The organism is Streptomyces sp. NPDC001750, assembly GCF_042892615.1.
In the GTDB taxonomy this organism is placed as follows: domain Bacteria; phylum Actinomycetota; class Actinomycetes; order Streptomycetales; family Streptomycetaceae; genus Streptomyces.
On record NZ_JBIAUE010000018.1, the window covers coordinates 120,423 to 135,428 of the forward strand.

The following is a 15,006-nucleotide window of genomic DNA, read 5'->3' on the forward strand; positions in this document are numbered from 1 at the left end:
GCCGGTACCGGCCGGTCAGCGGGTCCCTCCGGCGCTCCGCCTCGATCCGGAAGATTGTGCTCCACTGATGTCCGAACTGGTTTTCTTCTCCGGCACCATGGACTGCGGAAAGAGCACGCTGGCGCTGCAGATCGGGCACAACCGGTCGGCCAGGGGACTGCGGGGCGTGATCTTCACCCGGGACGACCGCGCGGGCGAGGGAAAGCTCTCCTCCCGTCTCGGACTGGTGACGGAAGCGGTCGAGGCCGCACCGCACATGGACCTGTACGCCTACCTCGTGGCCCAGATGTCGAAGGGCGGAAAGGCCGACTACGTCATTGTGGACGAGGCGCAGTTCCTCGCCCCCGAGCAGATCGACCAACTGGCCCGGATCGTGGACGACCTGGACCTGGACGTCTTCGCGTTCGGCATCACCACGGACTTCCGCACCAGGCTCTTCCCGGGTTCGCAGCGGCTGATCGAGCTGGCGGACCGGGTCGAGACGCTCCAGGTCGAGGCGATGTGCTGGTGCGGAGCGCGGGCCACCCACAACGCTCGCACGGTGGGCGGCGAGATGGTCGTCGACGGCGAGCAGGTCGTGGTGGGCGACGTGGGCGTGGCCGCCGAGACCGTCGGGTACGAGGTCCTGTGCCGTCGTCACCATCGCAGGCGGATGACGAGCGCGACGGCGCGCGCGGCCGCCCTGTCGCCCGACGTGCTGCCGGTCACCTCGGGCTGACCTCCCCTCGGGCAGCCCCGTCCTCCCGGGGCCCGCGGCGCGGGTGCTTAGGATGACGCCGTGAACACGGCGAGCGGGGAAGAGTCCGCGCCTGGACCGGGATTCCCGGGCAAGGCGCAACCGAGGCAGCTGATCGTGACGGTCTACGGGCTGTACGCGCGCGACACCGGCGGCTGGATGTCCGTGGCCTCGCTGATCCGGCTGCTCGCCGACCTGGGCGTCGAGGGGCCGACCGTGCGGTCCTCCGTCTCCCGGCTGAAGCGCGCCGGAATCCTCGAAGCGGAAACGGTGTCCGGAGCGGCCGGATACCGGATCTCGCCGGACACCGAACGCGTCCTCCGAGACGGCGATCCGCGCATCTTCGCGGCACGGCGCGCCACCGTCGACGAGGGCTGGGTGCTCGTCGTCTTCTCCGTGCCCGAGTCCGAGCGCGCCCGACGGCACACGCTGCGCACCCAGCTGACCCGGCTCGGCTTCGGATCCGTGTCCGCCGGGGTGTGGATCGCACCGGGCCATGTGTACGAGGAGGCGGAGGACATGCTGGCCCGGCACGGGCTGCGCTCCTACGCCGACCTCTTCCGGGCCGACCACCTCCCCGCGGCCGGGAGGACGGAGACCGGGATCCCGGCCGGGAACGCGCCCGAGGGCGAGTGCGGGCCGGGCAAGGGCCGGGCGGGCCGCGCGGAACTGGCCGCGAAGGTGCGCACCTGGTGGGACACCGTCCGGCTGCAGCGGCTCTACGTCGAGTTCCTCGCGGCGTACCGGCCGGTGGCCGAGCGCATCGCGGGCGGGGACCGGGTCAACGACGACGAGGCGTTCACGACGTACATCAGAGTCATCACCGACTGGCGCCGGCTGGTCTACCTCGACCCCGGTGTCGCCCGGGAGCTGCTGCCGGCCGAATGGAGCGGAACCGAGGCGTCCGACCTCTTCGACGAGCTCCACGCCCGGCTGTCCGGCCCCGCCCGCCGCCATGTCGAACGGCTCCGGACCGGCTGACGCCCCGGCCCGGAGCCAGTCGGTTCACGGCCTGTCGGGTGACCGCACGATCGTGAACACGGCGCCCTCCGGGTCGGCCACGGTCGCGATCCGGCCGAAGGAGCCGTCGCGGGGCGGCTGGAGGACGTACCCACCCAGGTCCACCACACGACGCGCGGTCGCGTCGGTGTCGTCGACCTCGAAGTACGTCATCCAGTGCGGCCCGCGGTCGCGGGGGAGGGCATGACCCACGCCGTGCAGCGAGGCGACCGGGCGACCGCGCAGACGCAGTGTCTGGTAGTCGAAGTCGGCCGATACGACCGCCTCCGCCTCGTAGCCGAACACCGTCTGGTAGAACTTGCAGACCGTCGAGGTCTCACGGGTCAGCAGCTCGTTCCAGACCGGGGCGCCGTGGGTGCCGGAGAGCGCCGTGCCGAGATGCGCGGCGGCCTGCCAGATCCCGAAGACCGCGCCCCCCGGATCGGCGGCGACGGCGAGCCGTCCCGCCTCGCCCGCGTCGAGCGGCCCCACGGCGACCGTGCCGCCGCAGGAGCGGATCAGCTCCGCCGTGACATCGGCGTCGTCGGTGGCCAGATACGTCGTCCAGGCCACAGGCAGGAGGCGGTCGGACGGCAGCTGTCCGATGCCCGCGACCACCTTCCCGCCGATCGACGCGCGGACATACGGACCCAGTTGGTCCGGTCCGGGCGCGAACTCCCAGCCGAACAGACCGGCGTAGAAATCCTCTGTGGTGCTCAAGCCGTGCACGATCAGACTCACCCAGCAAGGTGTTCCGGGTGTGCGCCGGGCGGGAGCCTCGGTCATCGTCACTCTCTCCTCGGACCATCGTGGTGGCCGTACGGGGGGAACGGGGCCGTGTGCCGTGGTGCGGCACGGGTGGTGCGCGCCCCGTGCAGATGCTCGCACCACCCGGCGCTCCATGCGGCCCGGCCGCGCCGCATCGTCCGGGATCCCGACAGAGAGGCCGGAAACATGCGGTGCGTCCGGGTCGGTGGTGTGACGGTGTTACGGGTGGGACCGCCCCTGCGCGAGGATGGTTCCCATGAAGCCGATCATCACCGCGCCCGAATGCGCGAGCGAGCTGGCGGGGCCACGTCCGCCGGTGCTCCTGGACGTACGTTGGCAGCAGGGCGGCTCGCACGGCCGCCCGGACTACGAGGCCGGACACATCCCGGGCGCGGTCTTCGTCGACCTGGACGCGGACCTCGCCGGTCCGGCGGGCAGTGGTGGGCGCCACCCCCTGCCCGACCCCGAGGAGTTCGGCGCGACCATGCGCAGGGCCGGTGTCCGCGCGGACACCCCGGTGGTCGTGTACGACGGCGGCCAGGGCTGGGCGGCGGCCCGTGCCTGGTGGCTGCTGCGCTGGACCGGGCACGAGAACGTCCGGGTGCTGGACGGCGGCCTCGCGGCCTGGGAGGGGAAGCTCGACACGGAGATCCCGACGCCGGACGAGGGCGACTTCCGGCCGGTGCCCGGCGCCGTGCCGCTGCTGGACGCCGACGGGGCGGCGGCGCTGGCCCGGTCGGGCCTGCTGCTCGACGCGCGGGCCGCCGCACGCTACCGGGGCGAGGTGGAACCGATCGACCGGGTGGCCGGTCACATCCCGGGCGCCGTCTCGGCCCCGACCACCGAGAACGTGGAGGAGGACGGCCGGTTTCTGCCCGCCTCCTCGCTGGCGGCCCGCTTCGGTGAGCTCGGCGCCGACCGGGCGTCCGAGGTCGGTGTCTACTGCGGCTCGGGCGTCTCGGGCGCCCATGAGGTGCTGGCCCTGGCCGTCGCCGGGATTCCGGCGGCGCTCTACGCGGGCTCCTGGTCCGAGTGGACCGCCGACGGGACCCGCCCGGTCGCCACGGGCCCCGACCCCCGCTGACGCGAGGCGCGCCGGACTGAGCGCGGCGCGCGGCCGGGACGCGGTCCGGTCGCGCGCTTCTCCGGCCGCTCCTTCCGTGCCACGCGCTTCTTCCGGACCGTGCGCTTCCTCCGTGCCGTGCGCCGCTTGCGTGCGGTGCGTCGCTCCGGGGCGCGCATGTTTCTCCCGTGCCGCGCGCGCAGGACACGGCGCGAGGGCCCGTACGCCGTGGCGTACGGGCCCTCGTCATGCTGCGGTCGGCCCGTTCAGTCCTGTTTCTTTCGGCGCGTGCCGAAGACGATCTCGTCCCAGCTCGGCACCGCGGCCCGGCGGCCCGGGCGTACGCCGTCGGCCTCGGCCTGACGGTCCGTGGTCCCGATCAGCCGGTCGCGGTGCCCCGCCACCGCCCGCGGCATCAGCACATCCGCGTAGGCGGAACCGGCACCCGCGGAGGCGGCAGCCGCGGGCGGCTCGTCGGCCTCCGGCTCCTCCGCGACCGGGTCCGGGACGGGGGGCTCGGGCCGTTCCGGGACGACCATGTCGCCGCGGAAGCTCGGGACCGCTTCCAGCAGGCTGGTCAGCGAATCGCGTTCACCGGACGAGATGCCGCCCACGTGCTCCTCGGGGTCGGGCACGGGGGCCGGGACCGACGGGCGCTCCAAGGGGCGGTCCAGCGGCCGGTCGCGGGGCAGCCGGGCGATCCGGGGCACGAACGGGAAGGTCGGCTCGGGCGCGGCGACCTCGTCGGTCTCGCCGATCAGCGAACGCGCCTCGTCGTCCATGGCCTGGACCAGCCGACGCGGCGCGTCGTACGTCCAGCTCGCCGAATGTGGTTCGCCCGCGACCCGGTAGACGAGCAGGACCTCCCAGGTGCCGTCGTCACGGCGCCACGAGTCCCACTGGACGGTCTCCTTGTCGGCCCCGCGCAGCAGCAGCCGCTCCTTGACCGCCTCGCCGAGCAGGGGGCCGGTGTTCTCGCCGGGACGGCGTACGGGGGTCTTGCGGGCGCGCTCGGCCATGAAGGCGCGTTCCGCGAGGACAGGGCCCTCGAAGCGACGGACACGGTCGACCGGGATCCCGGCGAACTGGGCGACCTCCTCGGCGGAGGCGCCCGCCCGTATCCGCGCCTGGATGTCGCGCGGGCGGAGGTGGCTCTCCACCTCGATCTCGATCTGGCCCAGCCGCGCACGGTCGTTGCGCACGGCGGCTCGCAGCCGCTCGTCGATCGGAAGCGTGTACTCCGTGTTGTCCGCAGCCTTGAGCACCAGTCGTGTGCCGTCGTTGGAGACGGCCACGACACGCAGTTCGGGCATGGGGACCTCCCGGGTGGTGCCTGCCGACGTCACGTGCGTCGCTGCTTCCGCTAGTCGAGTGTGGCCTGCCCGGGTGCAGCCTGCCACAACATTGCCGTGTTGCCCGGTGTGTCGAGCGTGAGCCCTTGACCGCCGGTATGACACGGTGACCCATTGTGCAACATGAAGCGACTTCTGGTCACCTCATGTAGCCGGTCCCCGTGCGATGCCGCGGCGCCGCCGGTTCGAGCGCCTCCTTGCGGCCCCCTTCCCGAAGATCCCGGACACCCGTGCGGGAATCCGGCTCAGGGCTCGTCACAGTACTCCATTCGGGCCACGTGAGTGGACCGCCGCGCCGTCGAAGTTGTCGTCGGGTGCGGCAGTTGAGCTACCCAGTCGGGGGTCGTATGCCCCTCGTGCGTGTCCTGCTTCACAGAATCTCCCGAAGCGGAACTAATCACTTCGCTCAGATGTCCCTATCTGTTGCATGGTGGGAGAGATGTCAATCAAGGGCTGGAAATGGTGCAGAAGCCGGAAAGTGACACGGATCCCAAGGAAAAGCGAATAGATCTGAGCCTGCCGCAGGTGGCGGGCAGCGCCGTGGCGGCGGTCGCCGCGGCGGTGGCGGCCTCCCAGTTGGGCGTCTACGGAACGATCCTGGGCGCGGGGGTGATGAGCGTCGTCGCCACGTGCGGCGGCTCCGTCTTCCAGCACTTCTTCCGCCGCACGGGGGAGCAGCTCCGCGAGGTTACGGTCCAGGCGAAGCACCAGGGCCGCGAGACGGCCGGGCGGAACCGGAGGGCGGGCGACGCGCGGGCCTCGCGGGGGGAGCGGCGGTTCTCGCCCGAGCCGGGCCGCGACGGGGTCGAGGACGCCACGACGGCGCTCCCCCTCATGGACGCGACAACCGCGCTCCCCTCCGTCGATGCCACGACGGTTCTTCCCGCCGTGGATGCCACGACCGTGCTGCGCGCCGTGGACACCGATCAGGACCCCACCCGGCCGACCGGGCCGTTCGGCGCGACCCGGCCGCTCGCGGCGGTCCGCCCGGGCCGGGACGGGGCGCCCGACGAGGAGTTCTCCGAGGCCACCACGCACGGCACCCGGTTCCGGGGCTGGAAGCGCTCCGCCGCCGGGGCGGCCGTGGTCTTCGCCGTGGCCATGGCCGGAATCACCACATACGAACTGGTTTCCGGGAACGACCTGAGCGGGGGCCGGGGCACCACCGTGGGCTCCGTCGTACGCGGCGGCGAACGGGACTCCGGGACGAACGATCCCGCGCCGTCGACCGGCACCGGCCCGGACCGGACGCCGGGGCAGGAGAGCGACGGGGCCCCCGGCACGGCGCCGGGCGGCGGCCAGAGCCGGAACCCCGACTCCGGTCAGGACGGCCGCGCCCCGGCCGATCCGGCGCCCAGCCCCACGCGGCCCGCCGACAGCGGCGAGGGGACCGGTCCGTCCCCGGCCACCACACCCGCCCCGTCGGCCCCCGGCGACGGCGGCGTCGCCCCGCAGCCCACGGATGCCGGGCAGGCCCCGGCGCAGGGCGGACAGGCCACCACCGGCACCGACACCGGCCGATGAGACCGAGGGGGCGGCGTCCTCCGGCACCGCCCCCTCGTCCCGGCCTCCGGCCATACGACGGCACTTTCGAAACACGCCCTAGTGCCGTGACCGGCAACGTTTGCCCCGTCGCACCGTCCGGCACGCACGCTCGCGGCGTTGGCCGAAAGCCCACGTAGCCCCGCTACGAGGGCTTTCGGCCGCCTTGCGGTCGCACGCACCGGACGACGCTCCTTCCGGGCAAACCTTGCCGGTCACAGCACTAGTCGCCCAGCACCCGGCGCAGATAGTCGTTGCCGAACAGCCGGTCCGGGTCGAGCCGGTCTCGTACGGCGGTGAACTCGCCGAAGCGCGGGTAGACCTCGGCGAAGTACTCCGCGTCGCGGGTGTTGATCTTGCCCCAGTGCGGGCGGCCGGCATGGGCGGCCATGATCCGCTCGACGGCCGTGAAGTACGCCTGGTAGGGCGTGCCCCGGTACATGTGGACGGCGATGTACACGCTGTCCCGGCCCGAGGCCGTGGAGAGCGCGATGTCGTCGGCGGGTGCGGTGCGCACCTCCACCGGGAAGCTGATCCGCAGCGGAGAGCGGTCGACCATCGCCCTGACCTCCCGCAGCACCTCCAGGGCGGCCTCGCGCGGCACGGCGTACTCCATCTCCACGAAGCGCACCCGGCGCGGACTGGTGAAGACCTTGTAAGGAATGTCGGTGTACGTACGAGCCGAGAGCGCGCGGCTGGAGACCCTGGCGATCGACGGGATCGTCGCGGGGAACGCCCGGCCGACCGCACAGGCCGCCTGGAAGACCCCGTTGGAGAGGAGTTCGTCCTCGATCCAGCCGCTGACCTTCCCGGGAGGCGCGGCCGGTCCCGCGCTGCGGTTGTTGCGCTTGGTGTTGCAGTTGCCGGTGTGCGGGAACCAGTAGAACTCGAAGTGCTCGTTCTCCGTGACCAGTTGGTCGAAGTCGGCCATGACCCGGTCGAAGCTCATCGGCTCCTCACGGGCCGTCAGCAGGAAGACCGGCTCCACGGCGAAGGTGATCGCCGTGACGACGCCCAGCGCGCCGAGCCCGATCCGGGCGACGGCGAAGATGTCGGCGTTCTCCTTCTCCGAGCAGGTCAGGACCCGCCCGTCGGCGGTGACCAGTTCGAGGGCGCGGATCTGCGCGGATATGGACCCCGAGTCGCGGCCGGTGCCATGGGTGCCGGTCGACGTGGCACCGGCGACCGTCTGCTTCATGATGTCGCCCATGTTGGTGAGCGAGAGGCCCTCCCGCGCCAGGGCGGTGTTGAGCCGCTCCAGCGTCGTGCCGGCCCCGACGGTCACCGTCATCGCCTCGCGGTCGATCTCCCGGATGCCGGCGAGCAGATCGGGGCGGATCAGCAGTCCGTCGGTGGCCGCCACCGACGTGAAGGAGTGCCCGGAGCCGACCGGCTTCACCCGCAGGCCGTCCTCGGAGGCCCGGCGCAGCGCCTCGGCCAGTTCGGGCGCGGAGGCGGGGGTCACGGCCCGCGCCGGACGTGCCGTGACGTTCCCCGCCCAGTTACGCCACGCGCTCGCCGTCGTCCGTGCGCCGGTTCCGGTCATCTTCCCCACGCCCTCCCGTAGCGGCCGGCCCGCTGAGCCGGCGGTACCCCAGGAACGCCACCGCGGCCGCGAGCGCTCCCGCCACGGCGGGCACCGCGTACCCCGCCTCGGCCCCGGCGGCGTCGACCACCCAGCCGGCGGCCGAGGAGCCGAGTGCCACGCCGACGGCGAGCCCGGTGCTGGTCCAGGTCATGCCCTCGGTCAGTGCGGTGCGCGGTACGTGCTGCTCGACGAGGGCCATGGTGGTGACCATCGTCGGTGCGATGGCGAGGCCCGCGACAAAGAGCGCCACGGCCAGGAACGGCAGGCTCCCGGCCAGTTGGAGGGGGATCATACTCACGGCCATCGCGCACACACCCAGCAGCCACCGGGTGGACGGCTTCCCGCCCGGCCGCAGCAGGCCGAAGACGGCCCCGGCCACGCAGGACCCCAGGGCGTAAACGGCCAGGACGAGACTCGCCGCCGCCTTGTGCCCCTGCTCCTCGGCGAAGGCCACCGTCACCACGTCGATCGCCCCGAAGATCGCCCCGGTCGCCATGAACGTCACCACGAGCACCCGCAGACCCCGGGAACGCATCGCGGAACCGCCGGTGTGCTGCTCGCCCGGGTGCGGGACCGGTTCGGTGGCGCGCTGCGCGGTCAGCCAGACCACGCCGACCAGCAGGAACACCGCCGCGAGCAGCGGGCCCGCCTCCGGGAACCAGGACGTGGACAGGCCGATCGAGATGATCGGCCCGAAGATGAAGCACACCTCGTCGACGATCGACTCCCACGAGTACGCGGTGTGCAGCCGCTGCGGCGAACCGCGGTAGATCTCCGCCCAGCGGGCCCGGATCATCGAGCCCACGCTGGGTACGCAGCCGGCGCCCGCCGCGAAGACGAAGAGCGTCCAGTCCGGCAGTCGCTGCTGCGCGCAGACGAGGAGCCCGGCCACCGCCGCGAGCGCGACGAGCGTGGCCGGCCGCAGCACCCGGCGCTGACCGTGCCGGTCCACGAGCCGGGAGATCTGCGGCCCGATCACGGCGGCCGACATCGCCAGCGTCGCGGAGAGCGCCCCGGCGAGCCCGTAGCGGCCGGTGAGCTGGGAAACCATGGTCACCACGCCGATGCCCATCATGGACAGCGGCATCCGGCCGAGGAATCCGGCCGCCGAGAACCGCTTGGTGCCGGGGGCGGCGAAAATCGCGCGGTAGGGACTGGGCAAGGAAGGCTCCGGGGCGATGCGATCGAACGTGCCTGTGACGAACGTGTCTGTTACGCCTGAATGCGGCCGGTACAGCTTAGGGGCGGGGGACGGGAGGGGAGCGGGGTGGGGCCCAGGCTCCGCGCAGGAGGCCGGGGGCGGGCCCCGGACCGGGGCGGGCGCGGGCGGTCGGGGCGCGGAGGCGGTGCCGGGGGATGTCGGTGGAAGCACTGTCCGGGGCGAGTGGCAGGATCGATGGCATGTCCGATCTGTGTGACCCCGCTCCCTACGACGCCCTGCTGCTGCTCTCCTTCGGCGGCCCCGAAGGCCCGGACGACGTGGTCCCGTTCCTGGCGAACGTGACCCGCGGCCGGGGCATCCCCGAGGAGCGGCTGAAAGAGGTCGGCAAGCACTACTTCCGGTTCGGCGGCGTCAGCCCGATCAACGCCCAGAACAGGGCGCTGCTGGACGCCCTGCGCAAGGACTTCGCGGAGCACGGCCTGGACCTGCCGGTGTACTGGGGCAACCGCAACTGGGCGCCGTACCTCACCGACACCCTGCGCGAGATGGTCGCGGACGGCCGTCGCCGCATCGCCGTCCTCGCCACCAGCGCCTACGCCTCCTACTCCGGCTGTCGGCAGTACCGCGAGAACCTCGCGGAGTCGCTGGCCACCCTGGAGGCCGAGGGGCTGCCGGTGCCCCGCGTCGACAAGCTGCGGCACTACTTCAACCACCCCGGGTTCGTGCGGCCCATGGTGGACGGCGTCCTCGCCTCCCTGGCCGACCTGCCCGAGGACGTACGGGCCGCGGCGCACCTCGCCTTCACCACGCACTCCATCCCCGTGTCCGCCGCCGACACCTCCGGCCCCGTCGAGGGACACGGCGACGGCGGCGCCTACGTCGCGGCCCATCTCGACATCGCCCGTCTGATCGTCGACGCGGTGCGCGAGGAGACCGGCATCGCACACCCCTGGAAGCTCGTCTACCAGTCGCGCAGCGGCGCCCCGCACATCCCGTGGCTGGAACCCGACATCTGCGACCACCTGGAGAGCCTGCATGGCGAGGGAGTCCCCGCCGTGGTGATGGCCCCCATCGGTTTCGTCTCGGACCACATGGAGGTCCTGTACGACCTCGACACCGAGGCCACCGCGAAGGCGGCCGAACTCGGACTTCCGGTCCGCAGGTCCGCGACCGTGGGCGCCGACCCCCGGTTCGCGGCGGCCGTGCGCGAACTGGTGCTGGAGCGGGCCGGGACCGAGCGGGGGTGCGCTCCGGAGCGCTGCGCCCTGGGCGCGCTCGGCCCGAGCCACGATCTGTGTCCGGTCGGGTGCTGTCCGGCTCGGGCACCCAGGCCCGCAGCCGCGGGCGCCGACAGCCCCTACGCCTGATCCGTCCGGGGCGCACCGCCGCCCCGCCCGGGACCGAGGGCCCGCCGTGGCTCCCGTCGACCGTGCCTCGCCGTAGCCCGCCGACATCCGTCGTCCGCCGACACCTGGAGCGCCGTGACCGACCCGAACCCGTCCGAACTGCTCGCCCTCGCCCTGGAGACCGCCCGTCGCGCCGGTGAGCTGCTGCGCGACGGCCGCCCGGCCGATCTGGGCGTGGCCGCCACCAAGTCCAGCCCGATCGACGTCGTCACCGAGATGGACATCGCCGCCGAGAAGCTGATCACCGGTCTCCTCGCCGAACGCCGCCCTGAGGACGGCTTCCTCGGCGAGGAGGGCGCCAGCACGCCGGGCAGCAGCGGTATCCGCTGGGTCATCGACCCGCTCGACGGCACGGTGAACTACCTGTACGGCCTGCCCACCTGGGCCGTCTCCATCGCCGCGGAGCGGGACGGCGAGCGGATCGTGGGCGTGGTGGAGGCCCCGATGCGCCGGGAGACGTACTGGGCCGTGCTCGGCGGCGGCGCGTACGCCCGTGGGGCGCACGGCGAGAACACCGCTCTGCGCTGCCGGCCCGCGCCACCGCTCGACCAGGCGCTCGTCTCGACCGGTTTCAACTACGTCGCCCACGTCCGCGCGCACCAGGCGGACGTGGCCCAGCGACTGATCCCGCGGCTGCGCGACATCCGGCGCGGCGGCTCCGCGGCCGTGGACCTGTGCGACGTGGCGGCGGGCCGCCTCGACGGCTACTACGAGCGCGGGCTCCACCCGTGGGACCTGGCGGCCGGTGATCTCATCGCCCGCGAGGCGGGGGCACGTACCGGAGGCCGCCCCGGGCTGCCCGCCGACGGAGACCTGACGGTCGCCGCGACGCCGGGCGTCTTCGAACCGCTTCAGGCCCTCCTGGAGGAATACGGCGCCTGGCACGACTGAGGGCTGTCCCACGGCCCCCGGTGGCGCACATCGACAGCTGCGGCGCCCGCCGCGTCGTCGGGGGCCCGCATCCGACCGGCATGCGGGCGTCCCTCCGTCTTGCGGTGCACCCCATCTCGCGCTGCACCCCGTCCGAGGCCGCGCGCCGATCCAACGCGTCACGGGACGGCTCTCGGGGTCTGTCGTCGACGCACCGTCGTTCGAGCGGAGGCCGGGCCGCGCGGCGGACGGGACGGGGAGAGGCCGCAGAGGCCCGCCAGAGGCCCCTGGAGCAGCAGAAGGGCCCCGACCACCACGAATGGTGGCCGGGGCCCTCTCACGACGGTTCAGACGCCGGTGGTGCCGATCTTGACGCCGTGCTCGGCGGCGAGGCGGTGCAGGTCGTCCAGTTCGCCCTGCTCGACGTCCGCGAGGAAGTCGTCGCCCGTCTCCCGAGCCCTTGTGAGGTCGGATTCGGTCGTCCTGATCCGCTGCAGCAGACCAGCGGTGAAAGCGTCCATAATGCGCCCCCTCATCGTGGGTCGGTGGCACGGGGGTGTGCCCGGGGTTTCCCTCCGCGCGGTGGCGGTAGGGCGGTGATCACGCACTCTCCGGGGACGGAGTGGCCTGTGGCACGCCACATTCGAGGCGTGATCTCGGGTGTGCATGCGTCCTCCCCGGCCCGAACCTCACAGAAACCTCAACTGGCCCGGAAATCCGGTGAATTCCTGGGAGGTCCGGGCCGGTGAACGCCGTCTTACCGCCGGTTTATGCGCGTTGCGGGCAGGATGGAGCAGCGCATGACCGTGTCGATGAGCGGTCCGCTTCACGGACCGTGTGCGCATCGGCACGTTCTGCGTTTTCGACGTGGTGAAGCCTGAACGTGAAAACGTGAAATCTCTGAGGAAGGACAGCGCCGTGCGCGTACTCGTCGTGGAGGACGAGCAGCTGCTCGCCGATGCGGTGGCCACCGGATTGCGCCGAGAGGCCATGGCCGTCGATGTCGTGTACGACGGCGCGGCGGCCGTGGAGCGCATCGAGATCAACGACTACGACGTCGTGGTGCTGGACCGGGACCTTCCCCTGGTGCACGGTGACGACGTCTGCCGCCGGGTCGTCGAGCTGGGCATCCCCACGCGGGTGCTCATGCTCACGGCATCCGGGGACGTCAGCGACCGGGTGGAGGGGCTGGAGCTCGGCGCCGACGACTATCTGCCCAAGCCGTTCGCGTTCAGCGAGCTCACCGCCCGCGTGCGGGCCCTGGGCCGGCGCACGACGGTGGCGCTGCCGCCCGTCCTGGAACGCGCCGGCATCAAGCTGGATCCCAACCGGCGGGAGGTGTTCCGCGGCGAGACCGAGATCCAGCTCGCGCCGAAGGAGTTCGCCGTGCTGGAGGTCCTGATGCGCAGCGAGGGCGCGGTCGTCTCGGCCGAGCAGCTGCTGGAGAAGGCGTGGGACGAGAACACCGACCCGTTCACCAACGTTGTCCGGGTCACCGTCATGACGCTGCGCCGCAAGCTCGGCGAGCCCCCGGTGATCGTTACCGTGCCCGGCTCCGGCTACCGGATCTGAGCGCCGATGCCCAGCGTCCCGGCGCCCCCGACGGCGCCTCCGAAGCCCACCTGGGAGCCCAAGCAGCCGGAGCCGCCGTACTGGCTGCGCCCGACCATCCGCATACGGCTCACGCTGCTCTACGGCGGCATGTTCCTGATCGCGGGCATCCTGCTGCTCTCGATCATCTACATGCTGGCCGCCCAGGCCCTCCACGTGGGCAGTGAGCTGCCGTTCAGGATCGTGAGCGGCCGGATCGTCAGCGACGTGTGCAACTTCGGCACGAACCCCACGCCGGACGCCATCAACGCGGCGATGAACTCCTGCGTCAACCACCAGCGGCAGCAGGCGCTGGACACGCTGCTGAACCGGTCGCTGCTGGCCCTGGTCGGCCTCAGTGTCATCGCGTTCGCCTTCGGCTACGCCATGGCGGGCCGGGTGCTCTCCCCGCTGGGCCGGATCACCCGCACCGCCCGCAGGGTGGCCGGAACGGACCTGTCCCGCCGGATCGAGCTGGACGGCCCGGACGACGAGCTGAAGGAGCTCGCCGACACCTTCGACGAGATGCTCGACCGCCTGGAGCGCGCCTTCACGGCCCAGCAGCGGTTCGTCGGGAACGCGTCGCACGAACTGCGCACGCCGCTCGCGATCAACCGCACGCTGCTGGAGGTGCACCTCTCCGACCCTCAGGCGCCGGCGGAGCTCAAACAGCTGGGGAAGACCCTGCTGGCCACCAACGAGCGCAGCGAGCAGCTGGTGGAGGGTCTGCTGCTGCTGGCCCGCAGCGACAACCAGATCGTCGAACGCAAACCGGTCGACCTGGCCGAGGTCGCCTCGCGCGCCATCGACCAGACGCGCGCCGAGGCCGAGGAGCGGGGCGTGGAGATCCGCGGCGAGCGGTCCCCGGCCGTCATCCAGGGCAACGGCGTCCTGCTGGAGCGGATCGCGCTGAACCTCGTGCAGAACGCCGTGCGCTACAACGTGCCGGAGAACGGCTGGGTGGAGGTCACCACCACGCTGCAGTCCGGCCACGCCGTGCTGGTGGTCTCGAACACGGGGCCGGTGGTGCCCGCCTACGAGATCGACAACCTCTTCGAGCCCTTCAGACGGCTGCGTACGGAGCGGACGGGGAGCGACAAGGGGGTCGGGCTCGGCCTGTCGATCGCGCGGTCCGTGGCGCGCGCCCACGGCGGCCGTATCGTCGCGGAACCCCGTGAGGGAGGGGGCCTTGTGATGCGCGTCTCACTGCCCGTCTGACCGCGCCGACGCGGCGAATCGTACCCGAAGTGCTTTGTTCGCTTTGGGCGGAATTTTCGTGACCTGTGACCAAGGCGCTCATGTGTGATCGATCACAGAAACGAATTTCTATACGTCAACGCTCCGTGATGGGTGCCCGCGCCGGAAATCCCGTAAAAGCCGGGGTTTTCAGGGCCTGATATCACGGGAAGTACACGGGGTGGCGCCCGTGAAGCGCGACGCGAGGGCCGTGTACGGTCCCCATCGCCACCCAGACCGATCACTCCCGAGCGGTCCTTTTGGGTGTCGATTGAGTAACAGACCTTGATGTGAGGCAAAATCTCCGCCTCGGGTCGGGCACAAGTCCGGCCTCTCACGCGTTACGTGCGCTGAGACACCGCAGACACCCAGAGGGGGAGAGCGACATGGCAACCGATTACGACACTCCACGCAAGACCGACGACGACGTCGATCAGGACAGCCTCGAAGAGCTCAAGGCGCGCCGCAGCGACAAGACGGCCTCCGCCGTCGACGTCGACGAGTTCGACGCCGCCGAGGGTCTGGAGCTGCCCGGCGCGGACCTGTCCAACGAGGAACTGGCCGTCCGGGTCCTGCCGAAGCAGGCCGACGAGTTCACGTGCATGAGCTGCTTCCTCGTGCACCACAGGAGCCAGCTGGCACGGGAGAAGAACGGTCAGCCGATCTGCCGCGACTGCGACTAGGTCGAGTCGGC

Annotated in this window: 14 protein-coding genes; 9 read left to right on the forward strand and 5 right to left on the reverse strand. The window is 72.0% G+C overall.

Annotated elements, in window-relative coordinates:
• Positions 1-67: 67 nt before the first annotated feature.
• Both ACFYY6_RS25695 and ACFYY6_RS25700 read left to right on the forward strand, forming a co-directional pair.
• Complete coding sequence (locus tag ACFYY6_RS25695; protein ID WP_351516317.1) at positions 68-718, forward strand: thymidine kinase; 651 nt, start codon at positions 68-70, stop codon at positions 716-718.
• Positions 719-778: 60 nt separating this feature from the next.
• A complete protein-coding gene (locus tag ACFYY6_RS25700; protein ID WP_351516319.1) occupies positions 779-1,717 on the forward strand; it encodes a PaaX family transcriptional regulator C-terminal domain-containing protein in 939 nt (312 codons plus the stop codon).
• A 24-nt stretch (positions 1,718-1,741) separates the two neighbouring features.
• Here ACFYY6_RS25700 and ACFYY6_RS25705 read toward each other — a convergent pair whose 3' ends face one another.
• A complete protein-coding gene (locus ACFYY6_RS25705; protein ID WP_351516320.1) occupies positions 1,742-2,521 on the reverse strand; it encodes a VOC family protein in 780 nt (259 codons plus the stop codon).
• A gap of 238 nt (positions 2,522-2,759) precedes the next feature.
• Between ACFYY6_RS25705 and ACFYY6_RS25710 the strand changes: the two genes are divergently transcribed.
• Positions 2,760-3,587, forward strand: coding sequence for a sulfurtransferase (locus ACFYY6_RS25710; RefSeq protein ID WP_351516321.1), 828 nt, complete (start codon positions 2,760-2,762; stop codon positions 3,585-3,587).
• A gap of 245 nt (positions 3,588-3,832) precedes the next feature.
• Here ACFYY6_RS25710 and sepH read toward each other — a convergent pair whose 3' ends face one another.
• Entirely contained in the window at positions 3,833-4,879 is a 1,047-nt protein-coding gene (gene sepH / locus ACFYY6_RS25715; protein WP_389195345.1) for a septation protein SepH, read from the reverse strand.
• 498 nt (positions 4,880-5,377) lie between these two features.
• Between sepH and ACFYY6_RS25720 the strand changes: the two genes are divergently transcribed.
• Positions 5,378-6,442 carry a hypothetical protein gene (locus ACFYY6_RS25720; protein WP_389195348.1) on the forward strand — a complete coding sequence of 355 codons (1,065 nt, stop codon included), beginning with the start codon at positions 5,378-5,380 and terminating at the stop codon, positions 6,440-6,442.
• Positions 6,443-6,683: 241 nt separating this feature from the next.
• Here the strand turns inward: ACFYY6_RS25720 and ACFYY6_RS25725 are convergent, their stop codons facing one another.
• Together ACFYY6_RS25725 and ACFYY6_RS25730 are read right to left on the reverse strand one after the other, a co-directional pair.
• The gene (locus tag ACFYY6_RS25725) at positions 6,684-8,006 is read right to left on the reverse strand and encodes a D-arabinono-1,4-lactone oxidase (RefSeq protein ID WP_351516327.1); all 1,323 of its coding nucleotides are present in this window, start codon (positions 8,004-8,006) and stop codon (positions 6,684-6,686) included.
• On the reverse strand, positions 7,963-9,210 hold the full coding sequence (locus tag ACFYY6_RS25730; protein ID WP_389195351.1) for an MFS transporter: 1,248 nt from the start codon (positions 9,208-9,210) through the stop codon (positions 7,963-7,965). Before ACFYY6_RS25730 ends, ACFYY6_RS25725 begins: the two co-directional genes overlap by 44 nt.
• A gap of 239 nt (positions 9,211-9,449) precedes the next feature.
• Between ACFYY6_RS25730 and ACFYY6_RS25735 the strand changes: the two genes are divergently transcribed.
• Both ACFYY6_RS25735 and ACFYY6_RS25740 read left to right on the forward strand, forming a co-directional pair.
• Positions 9,450-10,577, forward strand: a complete 1,128-nt coding sequence (locus tag ACFYY6_RS25735; protein ID WP_389195354.1) for a ferrochelatase — start codon at positions 9,450-9,452, stop codon at positions 10,575-10,577.
• 114 nt (positions 10,578-10,691) lie between these two features.
• Positions 10,692-11,507, forward strand: coding sequence for an inositol monophosphatase family protein (locus ACFYY6_RS25740; protein WP_351516332.1), 816 nt, complete (start codon positions 10,692-10,694; stop codon positions 11,505-11,507).
• A gap of 326 nt (positions 11,508-11,833) precedes the next feature.
• On the opposite strand, the gene ACFYY6_RS25745 is transcribed toward ACFYY6_RS25740, so the two are convergent.
• Positions 11,834-12,007, reverse strand: coding sequence for a hypothetical protein (locus ACFYY6_RS25745; RefSeq protein ID WP_199883344.1), 174 nt, complete (start codon positions 12,005-12,007; stop codon positions 11,834-11,836).
• Positions 12,008-12,404: 397 nt separating this feature from the next.
• Between ACFYY6_RS25745 and ACFYY6_RS25750 the strand changes: the two genes are divergently transcribed.
• The 3 genes from ACFYY6_RS25750 (at position 12,405) to ACFYY6_RS25760 (ending at position 14,995) form a co-directional block, all read left to right on the forward strand.
• Positions 12,405-13,058 carry a response regulator transcription factor gene (locus ACFYY6_RS25750; protein ID WP_073789918.1) on the forward strand — a complete coding sequence of 218 codons (654 nt, stop codon included), beginning with the start codon at positions 12,405-12,407 and terminating at the stop codon, positions 13,056-13,058.
• Between the two features lie 6 nt (positions 13,059-13,064).
• Complete coding sequence (locus ACFYY6_RS25755) at positions 13,065-14,294, forward strand: ATP-binding protein (protein WP_351516334.1); 1,230 nt, start codon at positions 13,065-13,067, stop codon at positions 14,292-14,294.
• Between the two features lie 404 nt (positions 14,295-14,698).
• The gene (locus tag ACFYY6_RS25760; protein WP_003965732.1) at positions 14,699-14,995 is read left to right on the forward strand and encodes a DUF4193 domain-containing protein; all 297 of its coding nucleotides are present in this window, start codon (positions 14,699-14,701) and stop codon (positions 14,993-14,995) included.
• The last annotated feature ends 11 nt before the right edge of the window (positions 14,996-15,006 follow it).